Consider the following 12,203-nt stretch of genomic DNA (forward strand, 5'->3'; position numbering starts at 1 on the left):
CGATTTAGGCGGCCTGGGCATTTCCGCCGGCTGGGACGAGCGCGGTCAGGTCGATCGCCAGGATCGGCTCGCCGTCGCGCTCGACCAGCCCGTGGCCGGCGCGCTGCCAGGCCTGCGACAGCGGGATGCCCGAGGCGAGCGGCTGCAGCGCGAACGGCGCGACGTCGTCGAGCGCGTCGACCAGCAGCGCGTAATGATGCCCGTCGACTCGCGTGATCACCGCGCGGCTGGCGCTGTGGCCGCCCGTCATCCCGAGCGCGGCGACCGTGTCGATCACCGTGACGACGCGGCTGCGCAGCGCGGCGAGCCCGCGGACATGGCCGCCGGCGCGCGGCACCGCCACGATCGCGCCGATATCGACCACCGACTCGACCTGATCGGCGTCGATCGCCACGGCCTGGCCCGCAACATGCGCGATCAGGTAAAGCTTCTCCATCATGCCTCCCGCCGCGCCACGCTGGCGAGCGCGCCGAGCAGCGCGTCGCGATCGTAGCGATAGATGCTGCCGTCCTCGCCGCCGCCACGCTTGCTGCGCAGGCGCACGACCGGCGCCTTGACCGGATGGCCCTCCGCGGGACCGTCGAGCGCGAGCACGACATCGGCCGCCTCGCCCGGATCGAGCGTCACGCGATAGCCGGCGCTTTCGAGCATCGGCCGGACGAAGGTGCGCATCCAGCCATCGTCCCCGCCGGTGAGCAGGCAGAGCGGCGCGGTGTCCGCACAATCATCCGGCTCGCCATGCTCGGCGAACAGCCAGTGGGGATCGAGCAGCTCGACCGGCTCATCATGGAGCAGCACCGCGCCGGCGATCGGCCCGGGCTGGGCGGCGCGCGCCATCTCCGCCGGAAGCGTCACGATATCCGCTGCTTCGGCAATGGCATAGCCGATCTCGCTCACACCATCTTTCAGGCGCAACACCGACCAATGCGGCGCACCGGCAAGCTCGCGCTGGGCGACCAGCGGCAGGATCATGCCGTCGATCGTCAGCCGCATGCGGCCGGCGGCGTGACGGATCGCGCCGGGATCGACTTGCTCGATACGGTCGACCACGCTCAGCGGTACCGCGCGGCGCGCACCGTCGAGATCGACGAAGACCAGCGCCGCGATGCCGTCGGCTTCGTCCGCGCCGGCTTCCTCGGCCTCGTCGGCGAGCACGCCGCGCACGAACTGCAGCCCGGCGTCGCGGGCGATTCCCGCGCAGTCGAGCAGCAGCATCGGGCAGCCGCTGTCGGGCAAGGTCTGCCCGGCATAGATGCCGGTCGCCATGATCGCCGGCGCGGCGGGTTTGATCACCAGCTCCTCATTGTCGAGCACGTCGTCGACCCGCAGCGCGTAGCTGCCCTCGCCGACGCTCACGATCGCGAGCATGCGGTGCATCGCGCAGACATTGTCCGCAATACCGAGCACCTGCGCGAGCTCGACCAGCGGCAGGCGGCGGTCGCGCACGGTGACGACCTCGGCGCTGCCGATACGGTCGATACGGATCGCCTCATTGGCTTCGCTGACGATCTCCTCGATCGCCTGGCGCGGGACCGCGAAGCGCTGGCCGCCCGCCGCCACGACGATCGTCGGGATGATCGAAAGCGTGAGCGGGACATGGATGAGGATGCGCAGGCCCTTGCCGCGCTCGCTGTCGAGATCGACGCGGCCGCCGATCTGCTCGATCCCGAGGCGGACGATGTCCATGCCGACGCCGCGGCCCGAGACCTCGGACACCTCGTCCTTGCTGGTGAGGCCCGGCTCGAACACCAGGGCGAGCTTGGCGCGCTCGCTGAGCGCACGCAGCGCGCGCTCGTCGCGGCCGGTGTCGGCGAGCTTGCGGATCAGCCGGTCGGTGTCGATGCCGCGGCCGTCATCGGCGATCTCGACGACGATCTGGTTGCCCGACTGGCGTGCCGAGACGCAGAGCCGGCCGTTCTCGCGCTTGCCCGCGGCGCGGCGCTCGGCCGGCGCCTCGATGCCATGGTCGATGGCGTTGCGGATGATGTGGACCAGCGGGTCGCGCAGCACTTCGATCATCTCGCGGTCGAGCTCGACCTCGGCGCCTTCGATCTGGAGATCGACCGACTTGCCGAGACTGGCCGCGGTGTCGCGCACCATGCGCGGCAGCGGCGAGAACAGCGCATCGATCTTCTGCATGCGCGTGCGGGTGACGGTGTCGCGCAGATCGGCCACGGTGGCGGACATGCGCTCGAGCGCGGCCTCGACCTGGGGATCGATCTCGACGCTGCGCAGCCGCCGCGACAGCTCGTTGCGCGCGAGCACCATGTCGGACATGCCGCTCATCATGCGGTCGAGCAGCTCGACGTTGAGCCGCACGCTGCGCGCCGGGGCGCGCTGGCTCGACGGCGTGGCGGTCTGGACGACCTCATCCGACCCTTCGGCGAGCGCGGCGATCAGCAGCTCCTCGCCCTGCGCGTCGAGCGCGCTGCCCGAATCGATCGCCTCGACCAGCTCGCCGATACGGTCGACCACCGCAAGCACGGCGTTGACCAGCGCGCGGTCGGGCGCGCGTTCGCCCGCGCGCACCGCGGCGAGCACATCCTCGGCGGCATGGCTCAGGCGCGTGAGGCGCGGCAAGTCGAGGAAGCCGCAGCTGCCCTTGACCGTGTGGACGAAGCGGAAGATCGCGTCGAGCCGCGCGCGATCGGCCGGATTCGCCTCCCAGGCGACGATCTCGCCCGACAGCGCTTCCAGCGTCTCGCGCGTCTCCGCGATGAACTCTTGCAGCAGGTCGTCCACGGTTCCCCCACACGTACCCGACGGTCATGGCGGGGCAGGCGTTAAGACGGGGTTAGCCAGACCGAGTTTTCAGCCGAGCGCGATCTCGCGCCGCTCCTCCGAGCTGCGCAGCCCGGCTTCGAGCAGCTCCATCACCGCGATCGCGTCGCATCCGGGGACGGGATTCGGCCCCTCCCCGCGCACCGCGGCGGCGAGCGCGTGCCAGAACAGGCGATAGTCGCCCCTGGCGTTGGGCACCGCGACCGGCGTCTCACTCGCGCGCGTGAGCATACCGGGGACCGGGTCGAGCCCCCAGTCCTCGCCGCGGGGGGCTCGTCCGGCGACCGTCGCCGCTTCCTGCGGGTCGATGCCGTACTTGATCCAGCTACCCTGGGTGCCGTGCACCGCGAAGCGCAGCTGGTGCTCGGCGATGAGCTTGCTCGCATGGAGCAGCACGCGCCGCTCGGGATAGCGCAGCACCGCGTGGAAATAGTCGGGCGCCGGCGCGCGCTCGCGCAACGTCGCGATATCGGCGGTGATCGCAATCGGCCGGCCGAACAGCTGCAGGGCCTGGTCGACCAGATGCGGGCCGAGATCGAGCCACACGCCACCCGGACGCGCTTCCTTCCACACATCGGCCGGAACCGGGCGCCAGCGATCGAAATGGCTCTCGAACTGGACGATCTCGCCCAGCGTGCCCGCTTCGATCAGGCCCTTGAGCGTGAGGAAGTCGGCGTCCCAGCGGCGGTTCTGGAAGGCGGTGACGACCACACCCGCCCCCTCGCCCGCCGCCGCGACCGCACGCGCATCCGCCAGCGTCGTCGCGAAGGGCTTGTCGACCAGGACATGCTTGCCCGCGCGGATCGCGGCGAGCGCCTGCTCGGCGTGGAGCTCGTCGGGGCTCGATACGACCACGAGGTCGATATCCGGCTCGGCCAGCAGCGCCGTGACGTCGGGGACCACGTTCATCCCGGGCAGGTCGGCATGCACCTTGGCGGGATCGCGCGACACGACCGCGCGCAGCGTCATTCCCGGCGTGATCCCGACATAGGGCGCGTGGAACGCCCGTCCGCCGAGGCCATAGCCGATCAGTCCGACCCCGATCTCACGCATTTCGATCCCCGCCGATCACGCCGTCTTGAACGCCGCCCCGAACAGCAGCACTTCGGCCTCGGGCGGCGAGACCTGCAGTTCGCCCCCGCCCTGCTCGACCAGCTGGTGCACCAGATAGGCGGCGGCCGCGCGCGGCGTCACGGTCGCGTCGCCGGTATCGCCGGTGAGCGCACCGCGCAGCTCCTGGTCGAGCACGATGCGCGGCCCCTCGGCGCGCACCACGATCTCGACCACGCCGTCATGCCCCTCCGCGCCGATGTCGAGCTGGCCGCCACGCACCAATGCGTCGCCGCCGATCAGCGCGAGGTTCAAGAGCACCTTGATCACTTGCTTGGGCAGCACCGGATCCTCGACCATCCAACCGATCGAGACGCGGTGATTGTCGCCGAACAGCCCCTCGATCGCCGCCTGCGCCTCGCGCGTGTCGACCGTATCGCCGAACCCGCCCGCCGCGCCGAACGCCAAGCGGAAGAATTTGAGCTTGTTGGCGCTCGCCTTGGCGCTCTCCGCAAGCAATTCCAGGCAGCGCGCGCGCATCTCCGGATCATGCTCGTCCGCCAGCAGCTCCAGTCCGTTGTTAAGCGCGCCGACCGGGCTGAGCAGGTCGTGGCAGAGGCGCGAGCAAAGCAGGCTGGCGAAGTCGGTCGGCGAGATGTTCATGAATGCTCCGGTAGTCCCCCCAACTCTTTGGCGCAGCGGCGGCATCGCTGCAAGCGAACGATCTTTCGTCCCGCCGCGAAGCTCGATAGCCTTGTCCGAAAGCGATGGAGGGGATTCATGCGGGTGATGATGTTGACAGCGTTGACGAGCGGCCTCCTGCTCCTTGCGGTGCCTGCGCCTGCCGTGGCGCAGGAGCGGCCGGCGGCTGCGGAGACGCTGCGCATCGACAAAGTGCGGATCGACCGGATGCTCGCGGCGATGGTCGCCGAGGGGCGCGCCACGGGCGTTTCGGCGCTGGTGTGGAAGGACGGACGCGAGGTCTATTTCGGCGCACGGGGTGCCGCCGATCGCGAGGGCGGCAAGCCGTTCCGCCGCGATACGCTGGTCCAGATCTGGTCGATGACCAAGCCGGTCACCGGCGTCGCGCTGATGCAGCTGTGGGAACAGGGCAAGTTCCGGCTCGACGATCCCCTCGCACAGTATCTGCCCGAGTTCGCGGCGATGCGGGTGCAGGACGGCACCGACGCCGCGGGCAAGCCGGTGTGGCGCGCCGCGCGCCGGCCGATCACGATCCGCGACGTGCTGCGCCATACCGCGGGCTTCGCCTATGGCGGCGGACCGACCGCGGCGCACAAGGCGTTCGCCGCCGCCGACCCGCTTAGCCTTGACAACGATCTCGCCGAGTTCGGCCGTCGCCTCGCCACGGTCCCGCTGCTCTCTGACCCCGGCACCGGATGGCATTACAGCGCCGCGGTCGACGTCCAGGCGCTGCTGGTCGAGCGGCTCTCGGGGATCAAGTTCGCCGACTATGTCCGCACGCACGTCTTCGAGCCGCTCAAGATGCGCGAGGCGGCCTGGCACCAGCCGATGGACCGCCTCCCCCGCCTCGCCGCCACTTATATGAACCAGGACGGCAAGCTCGTCCGCCAGGCCGACGAGATCACGCGCCGCACGAACTTCCCCGGCGCGAAGCTGACGATGGGCGGTGCCGGGATCGTCGCGCCGATCGACGATTACATGCGCTTCGCCCGGATGCTGCTGAACGGCGGCGAGCTCGACGGCGCGCGCATCCTCAAGCCCGCCACGATCCGGCTGATGGCGACCGACCAGCTCGATCCCGCGATCACGGAACGCGAGTGGCTGCCGGGCAAGATCGACGGCGGGTTCGGGTTCGACTTCGCCGTGCGCACCGCCCGCCCCGCGATGCCCGAGCGCAACCGCGGTGCGGTCGGCGAATTCTTCTGGGACGGCGCGGCTTCGACCTTGTTCTGGGTCGATCCGGCGAACCGCATGGCGGTGGTGTTCTTCACCCAGACGATGCCGTTCGACGGCACGCTGCACACCGATATCCGCAAGGCGGTGTATGGCGCGGACTATCTCGGGCCGGAGGGCGACTGAGGCATCTGATCCTCCCCCGCCAAGGGGAGGATCACGCTCGCTCGCGTCCGTCGAATGCCTCGCGCGCCGCGGCAACGTCTTCCAGGTTCGCCTCGGCCCACAGCCACACGCCGCAGAACGCCTCGCCCAGGCTCTCGCCCAGCGGGGTCAGGCGATAGTCGACGCGCGGCGGGACCACCGCGTGCACGGTGCGCGTGACGATCCCGTCGCGCTCCATGCGCCGCAGCGTCTGGGTGAGCATCTTCTGGCTGATCTGCGGGATCAGCTTGGAGAGCTGGGTGAAGCGCAGCTCGCCCTGATCCTCCAGCGTCTCCAGGATGAGCATCGTCCACTTGTCGGCGATCGCGCCGATCAGGTCGTTGACCAGCGCATCCACTCGCGGATCGTCCGCGTGCCACTCGCCCACGCCTGTCGCCATCGTCCAATACTCTCTTTTTGGTTAGTATAAATCTTTCGGGTGCCTTCTTTCCAATAGATAGCATCGCGCTACATCGCCGTCATCAACTTCCCGGGAGACGAACGATGAAGCAGAGCGGCAACACCATCCTCATCACCGGCGGCGGGTCGGGCATCGGCCAAGCGCTGGCGCAGCGCTTCCACGATGCTGGCAACACCGTGATCATCGCCGGGCGGCGCCGCGAGGCGCTCGAAGCCGCCATCGCCGGCCGCGCCAACATGCACGCGATGGCGCTCGACATCGAAAGCGCCGAGGCAATCGAGGCATTCGCCACGGCCCTCGTCGCCGCGCACCCGGCGCTCAATGTCGTCGTCAACAATGCCGGGATCATGCGCTACGAAGCGATCGGCGCGCGCCGCGACCTCGCCGATGCGGAAGCCACGATCGCCACCAACCTGCTCGGCCCGATCCGCCTCAACAATGCACTGGTCGATCATCTCAAGACCCGGCCGGACGCCGCGATCGTCAACGTCAGCTCGGGGCTCGCCTTCGTGCCGCTCGAGGGCGCAGCCACCTACAGCGCGACCAAGGCGGCGATCCACAGCTACACCCTCGCGCTGCGCCAGGCGCTCGCCGGGCAGGTCGAGGTGATCGAGCTGGTCCCGCCGGCGGTGCAGACCGGCCTGACCCCGGGTCAGCACGACCGCCCGGGCTATCTCCCCCTCGACGCGTTCATCGACGAGGTGATGGCGCTGTTCGATGCGACGCCGACGCCGAGGGAAATCCTGGTCGAGCGCGTCAAGTTCCTGCGCAACGCCGAGACCGAGGGACGGCTCGACGCCGCGATGGCGGCGGTCACCCAGGCGTCGAAAGGGGGCGGGCACTGACCCGCCCCGCAGGCCTCATACGCGGCGGCCGCGCAGGAATTGAACCACCACCACGACGAGCGCGACCACCAGCAACAGATGGATCAGTCCGCCGGCCAGGTTGAGCGAGAAGCCCAGTAGCCAGAGGATGACGAGAATGATGGCGATAGTCCAAAGCATGCGACTCTCCCTGCGACTTCAAGGGCGAACGCATGTCGAGTCAGGAACGTTCCCGGCGGCGCATTGAACGTGCCGGGGCCGGTCCATAGATGCGCGGCATGATCGGGAATGTGACCACGGACGATCGGTTGGGGATCGACGAGAACAGCCTTCGCACGCTGGTCGAGCAATTCTATGCCCGCGTGCGGGCCGATGCCGCGCTCGGCCCGATCTTCGACGACGCGATCCATGACTGGCCCGCGCATCTCGGCCAGCTCACCGACTTCTGGTCGTCGGTGATGCTCGGCAGCGGCCGCTACAAGGGCCAGCCGGTGCCGGCGCACCACAAGCATGTGGCGCGGATCAGCCCCGAGCTGTTCGAGCGCTGGCTCGCGCTGTGGGACGAGACGAGCAACGCGCTGATGACGCCCGCGGCCGCGGCGGCGCTCCAGGCCAAGGCACGGCGCATCGCCGAAAGCCTTCAGCTCGCGCTGTTCTTCCGGTTGGCGCCACGCCAGGCTGCCGGCTGAGACTCAGCCGACCACGATCTCCACCGGCGCGAACCGGCCATGCGCCGCGCCGTTTTCGACTGCGCGCCACGCGGTGATCGCCCCGCCCCCGACGATCAGCCAGAGCTTGCCGTCGGGCGCCGCCATCGCCGCATCGGTGGCGGAGGGCGCGGCGTCGCCCGACGGATGCGAGTGCCAATAGCCGAGCAGCCGCGGCCCGCGGTGGCGCTCGGCGCGCAGCGCGGCGATGAGCGCAGCCGGATCGATCTCGAAATGACGAAGTGGATCGGCCGCGACGTTCGCCGTCTCGGTCCATGTCGAGATGACGCCGTCCGCGCCGAACAGCAGGCCGCAAGCCTCGCGCGGTGCGGCCGCCTTGCATTTCTGAACTATCTCGTTCAGTATATCACTTGAAATGGCCAGCATCGTTCCTACATCCCCTACCAGAATGAGCCGGGGGGTTTCCACGTTCGAAGCACGCGTTTCTCCGCAAGCCGATGGCTGGCGGCTGGACCGGGCTCTGGCGGATGCGCTTCCCACGCTCTCGCGCGAGCGGATCAAGGCGCTGATCTCCACCGGCAACGTCTCCGGACCCGACGGCCAGGTGCGCGATCCCAAGAAGAAGGCGCCAGGCGGCGCGCTGTTCCGCATCGATGTGCCGGAACCCAAGGCGGCGCATAACGAGGCGCAGGAAATCGAGCTGAACGTGGTGTTCGAGGACGAGCATCTGATCGTGATCGACAAGCAGGCCGGGCTGGTCGTCCATCCCGCCGCGGGCAATCTCGACGGCACGCTGGTGAATGCGTTGCTGCACCATTGCCGGGGCAGCCTGTCGGGGATCGGCGGAGTCGCGCGGCCCGGCATCGTCCATCGCATCGACAAGGATACGTCGGGACTGATGGTCGCCGCCAAGACCGATCGCGCGCATGTCGGACTCGCCCGCCAGTTCAAGGATCACTCGATCGACCGGAGGTACAAAGCGATCGTCTCCGGTCGGCTCAAGACCGGAAGCGGCACGGTCGACGCGCCGCTCGCGCGATCGCCGCAGAACCGCAAGAAGATGGCGATCGTCTCCGGCGGCAAGCGCGCGGTCACGCATTGGCGGGTCATGCCGGGACCGCTGCTCGACGAAGCGGCGTTCGTCGAATGCCGGCTTGAGACCGGGCGCACGCATCAGGTACGCGTCCATATGGCCTCGATCGGACACCCCTTGATCGGTGATCCGGCCTATGGCAGAACGAAAAAGGAACATCGTGAGGTGCTGGAAACCCTGGGTTTCCATCGTCAGGCCTTACATGCGGCGCATTTGGGGTTTATCCATCCCATCAAAAGCCACGCTTTGGCTTTCGATAGCGAAATGCCTGCCGACATGCAGGAACTGTTCGATAGGCTCGTCGTATAGGTTCATTGACCCGTCTTCGGAGGGTCGCAAGCCATCCTCGCCGCTTCAGGGGGGACGGCTCATCAAAGGGAGTAAAGTAGATCATGGCAAGCGGAAGCAACGTCCCGGCGACGATCCCCGCACTTGGCGGTGAGGCGAGCCTCAACCGCTATCTGGCCGAGATCAAGAAGTTTCCGATCCTGGCGCCCGAGCAGGAATATATGCTCGCCAAGCGCTTCCAGGAGCATGGCGATCCCGAAGCTGCGGCGCAGCTCGTGACCAGCCATTTGCGCCTCGTCGCCAAGATCGCGATGGGCTACCGCGGCTATGGCCTGCCGGTGTCCGAGCTGATCTCCGAGGGCAATATCGGCCTGATGCAGGGCGTGAAGAAGTTCGAGCCCGATCGCGGCTTCCGTCTCGCCACCTATGCGATGTGGTGGATCCGCGCCTCGATCCAGGAATTCATCCTGCGCAGCTGGTCGCTCGTGAAGATGGGCACCACCGCCGCGCAGAAGAAGCTGTTCTTCAACCTGCGCCGGATGAAGGCCAAGCTCGACGCGTTCGAGGATGGCGACCTCTCCCCCGAACATCTCGCCAAGATCGCCAAGGATCTGGGCGTCACCGAGGAAGAAGTCACCTCGATGAACCGCCGCATGGCGATGGGCGGCGACACCTCGCTCAACGTGCCCATGCGCGAGGATGGCGAAGGTCAGTGGCAGGACTGGCTCGCTGACGACAGCGCGCTGCAGGACGAAGTCGTGGCCGAGGCGCAGGAGGCGGATGTCCGCCACACCATGCTGACCGAGGCGATGGACGAGCTCAACGAGCGCGAACAGCACATCCTCACCGAACGCCGCCTGACCGACGATCCCAAGACGCTCGAGGAGCTCTCGCAGGTCTATGGCGTGTCGCGCGAGCGCGTCCGCCAGATCGAGGTGCGCGCATTCGAGAAGCTGCAGAAGGCGATGATGCGGCTGGCCGGCGACCGGCGTCTGCTCGCCGTCGGCTGACGGCACGACCCGGGGGCGGAATTGGCGGCAGCAACTGGCACGCGGCGTTGGGGCCGCCGGCTCATCGTCTGGGCCGGCAAGGCTCTGCTGGCGTTCATCGCCGGCTCGCTGCTGCTGGTGCTGCTCTTCCGTTTCGTCCCCCCGCCCTTCACGCTGACCATGGCGGGCGATCTGGCCTCGGGCCACGGCATCACCAAGCAATGGACGCCGCTGAACCGGATCGACCCCGACATGGCGCGCGCCGCGATCGCTGCAGAGGATTCGTCTTTCTGCACGCATAGCGGCTTCGACTATGACGCGATCGCCGCCGCGATGTACCGCAACGCCAAGGGTGGCAAAGTGCTGCGCGGCGGATCGACGATCAGCCAGCAGACCGCGAAGAACGTCTTCCTGTGGCAGGGCGGCGGCTTCTTCCGCAAGGGGCTGGAGGCGTGGTTCACCATCCTCATCGAGCTGATCTGGCCCAAGAAGCGGATCATGGAAGTCTATTTGAACGTCGCGGAGACCGGGATCGGCACCTATGGCGTCGAAGCCGGTTCGCAGCGCTATTTCGGACATAGCGCCTCCAAGATGACCCGCGCCGAAGCAGCAAGGATCGCCGCTGTGCTGCCGCTGCCGAAGAAAAGGGCGGGCGTCGCCCCGAAAGGCTTCACCCGCCGCTACGGCAATTCGATCTCCGCGCGGATCGCGGTCGTGCAGAATGACGGGCTCGACGCCTGTTTGCGCTGAACGGCCGCAGGAATCATTTTCCTACACGCGGCCGATCTGACACACCTATCCGGCGCTCTTTCGCATCGTCAGGCAATCGAACCGGCTAGCGGACCGAATTCTCGATCTTCTCGCCCGCCTTCTCGGCCGCCTCGCCGACCTTCTCCGCACCCTCGCCGACACTCTTGGCCGCCTCGGTAATGGCAGCGTCCTTCCTGGTCTCGCTGCTCCTGTCGCTGAGGAAGAAAAAGGCGCCGACCACCACGACCACCAGCGCAATGAGACCCAGGATCAGGCCTCCGCCTCCGCTACGCCGTTCGACAATGGTGGTGGTGTGCGTCGGCGTTTCGACGCGGGTCGCTTCGCTGCGGTCATCATCGCTCATGTCGCATCTCCCTGATTGATAGACACATGGCGATGCTAACGGTCACGGTGAAGCGATTGTTCCCATGGTGGAATGTTCAAAAGGGCAGCTTGAACCCCGGTGGCAGCGGAATCCCGCTGGAAAGCTTCGACATCTCCGTCTGCGCCGCCGCATCCGCCTTGGCGCGCGCGTCGTTGAGCGCAGCGGCGATCAGATCTTCGAGCATCTGCTTCTCACTCGGCGCGAGCAGCGATTCGTCGATATCGACTCCGATGATCCGGCCCTTGGCGCTGGCCTTCACCTTGACGAGGCCGCCGCCGGAAGCGCCCTCCACCTCGATCCCGTCGAGATTGGCCTGGGCCTTGGTCAGCTCGTCCTGGACGTTCTGCGCCATGGCCATGATGTCTTCGATACTCTTCATGCGGTCCTCCGGAGTGGGGTCCAGCCGATCAGCTCGGCGTCGGGAAATGCTTCGAATGCGGCTGCGACGACGGGCGAGCGCAACACCGCGTCGCGCTCCGCCGCAGCATCGGCCGCCTTGATCTCGGCGAGCGTCTCCGCCCCCGGCGCGTCGATCACGCGCAGCGACCAGCGCTTGCCGAGCACGCGGCGGATCGCCTGCTCGAAATCGCTCACCAGATCGGCGGGCAGCCCCTGGCTGCTCACTTCGATCACCGGCTCCTTGAACGCGATCACGCGCATGAGGTTGCGCGCGCGCGCGGCGACGTGGTGCTCGTGCGCGGCCTCCAGCCGCTCCAGCGCCTCCGCCAGAGACCGCGGCGCCGGCGGCTCGGCCGGGCCCGAGGGCACCGCCACCGGCGCGGAGCCGACCGGCAGCCCTTCCGCGATCTTGCGCGCCAGATCGCCCGGATCGGGCAGGCTGGAGGCATGGATCACACGGAGCAGCGCCATCTCGC

At 68.1% G+C, this 12,203-nt stretch carries 15 protein-coding genes and 1 pseudogene; 6 read left to right on the plus strand and 10 right to left on the minus strand.

Going from position 1 to position 12,203, the window contains the following annotated elements; all coding sequences use genetic code 11:
• Positions 1-4: 4 nt before the first annotated feature.
• From ABDV68_RS08280 to ABDV68_RS08295, 4 genes are all read right to left on the minus strand, one after another.
• Complete coding sequence (locus ABDV68_RS08280; RefSeq protein WP_343519343.1) at positions 5-436, minus strand: chemotaxis protein CheW; 432 nt, start codon at positions 434-436, stop codon at positions 5-7.
• On the minus strand, positions 436-2,742 hold the full coding sequence (locus ABDV68_RS08285; protein WP_343519344.1) for a chemotaxis protein CheA: 2,307 nt from the start codon (positions 2,740-2,742) through the stop codon (positions 436-438). Before ABDV68_RS08285 ends, ABDV68_RS08280 begins: the two co-directional genes overlap by 1 nt.
• A gap of 69 nt (positions 2,743-2,811) precedes the next feature.
• A complete protein-coding gene (locus ABDV68_RS08290) occupies positions 2,812-3,834 on the minus strand; it encodes an oxidoreductase (protein WP_343519345.1) in 1,023 nt (340 codons plus the stop codon).
• Positions 3,835-3,849: 15 nt separating this feature from the next.
• Positions 3,850-4,494 carry a histidine phosphotransferase family protein gene (locus ABDV68_RS08295; protein ID WP_343519347.1) on the minus strand — a complete coding sequence of 215 codons (645 nt, stop codon included), beginning with the start codon at positions 4,492-4,494 and terminating at the stop codon, positions 3,850-3,852.
• A gap of 117 nt (positions 4,495-4,611) precedes the next feature.
• Here ABDV68_RS08295 and ABDV68_RS08300 point away from each other — a divergent pair, with 117 nt between their 5' ends.
• A complete protein-coding gene (locus ABDV68_RS08300) occupies positions 4,612-5,892 on the plus strand; it encodes a serine hydrolase domain-containing protein (RefSeq protein ID WP_343519348.1) in 1,281 nt (426 codons plus the stop codon).
• Positions 5,893-5,923: 31 nt separating this feature from the next.
• On the opposite strand, the gene ABDV68_RS08305 is transcribed toward ABDV68_RS08300, so the two are convergent.
• Positions 5,924-6,310: a helix-turn-helix domain-containing protein gene (locus ABDV68_RS08305; RefSeq protein ID WP_343519349.1), complete on the minus strand. Its 387-nt coding sequence runs from the start codon at positions 6,308-6,310 to the stop codon at positions 5,924-5,926.
• A gap of 104 nt (positions 6,311-6,414) precedes the next feature.
• Here ABDV68_RS08305 and ABDV68_RS08310 point away from each other — a divergent pair, with 104 nt between their 5' ends.
• Positions 6,415-7,176: an SDR family oxidoreductase gene (locus ABDV68_RS08310; protein WP_343519350.1), complete on the plus strand. Its 762-nt coding sequence runs from the start codon at positions 6,415-6,417 to the stop codon at positions 7,174-7,176.
• Between the two features lie 15 nt (positions 7,177-7,191).
• Here ABDV68_RS08310 and ABDV68_RS08315 read toward each other — a convergent pair whose 3' ends face one another.
• Positions 7,192-7,335, minus strand: a complete 144-nt coding sequence (locus ABDV68_RS08315; protein WP_343519352.1) for a lmo0937 family membrane protein — start codon at positions 7,333-7,335, stop codon at positions 7,192-7,194.
• Positions 7,336-7,433: 98 nt separating this feature from the next.
• On the opposite strand from ABDV68_RS08315, the gene ABDV68_RS08320 reads away from it, so the two are divergent.
• A complete protein-coding gene (locus ABDV68_RS08320; RefSeq protein ID WP_343519353.1) occupies positions 7,434-7,844 on the plus strand; it encodes a group III truncated hemoglobin in 411 nt (136 codons plus the stop codon).
• A gap of 3 nt (positions 7,845-7,847) precedes the next feature.
• Here ABDV68_RS08320 and ABDV68_RS08325 read toward each other — a convergent pair whose 3' ends face one another.
• Complete coding sequence (locus ABDV68_RS08325; RefSeq protein WP_343519354.1) at positions 7,848-8,249, minus strand: M67 family metallopeptidase; 402 nt, start codon at positions 8,247-8,249, stop codon at positions 7,848-7,850.
• 22 nt (positions 8,250-8,271) lie between these two features.
• Here ABDV68_RS08325 and ABDV68_RS08330 point away from each other — a divergent pair, with 22 nt between their 5' ends.
• From ABDV68_RS08330 to mtgA, 3 genes are all read left to right on the plus strand, one after another.
• Complete coding sequence (locus ABDV68_RS08330; RefSeq protein ID WP_343519361.1) at positions 8,272-9,225, plus strand: RluA family pseudouridine synthase; 954 nt, start codon at positions 8,272-8,274, stop codon at positions 9,223-9,225.
• 83 nt (positions 9,226-9,308) lie between these two features.
• On the plus strand, positions 9,309-10,214 hold the full coding sequence (gene rpoH / locus ABDV68_RS08335) for an RNA polymerase sigma factor RpoH (protein ID WP_343519355.1): 906 nt from the start codon (positions 9,309-9,311) through the stop codon (positions 10,212-10,214).
• A gap of 21 nt (positions 10,215-10,235) precedes the next feature.
• Positions 10,236-10,943, plus strand: coding sequence for a monofunctional biosynthetic peptidoglycan transglycosylase (gene mtgA, locus ABDV68_RS08340; protein ID WP_343519356.1), 708 nt, complete (start codon positions 10,236-10,238; stop codon positions 10,941-10,943).
• Positions 10,944-11,028: 85 nt separating this feature from the next.
• Here the strand turns inward: mtgA and ABDV68_RS08345 are convergent, their stop codons facing one another.
• From ABDV68_RS08345 to ABDV68_RS08355, 3 genes and pseudogenes are all read right to left on the minus strand, one after another.
• Positions 11,029-11,307, minus strand: coding sequence for a hypothetical protein (locus tag ABDV68_RS08345; protein WP_343519357.1), 279 nt, complete (start codon positions 11,305-11,307; stop codon positions 11,029-11,031).
• A gap of 76 nt (positions 11,308-11,383) precedes the next feature.
• On the minus strand, positions 11,384-11,707 hold the full coding sequence (locus ABDV68_RS08350) for a YbaB/EbfC family nucleoid-associated protein (RefSeq protein WP_343519359.1): 324 nt from the start codon (positions 11,705-11,707) through the stop codon (positions 11,384-11,386).
• A pseudogene (locus ABDV68_RS08355) lies at positions 11,704-12,203 on the minus strand (DNA polymerase III subunit gamma/tau); the annotation flags it as partial. The gene ABDV68_RS08350 and the pseudogene ABDV68_RS08355, both read right to left, overlap by 4 nt.

Origin of the sequence: Sphingomonas sp. (assembly GCF_039595165.1) — a bacterium.
GTDB lineage: Bacteria > Pseudomonadota > Alphaproteobacteria > Sphingomonadales > Sphingomonadaceae > Sphingomonas.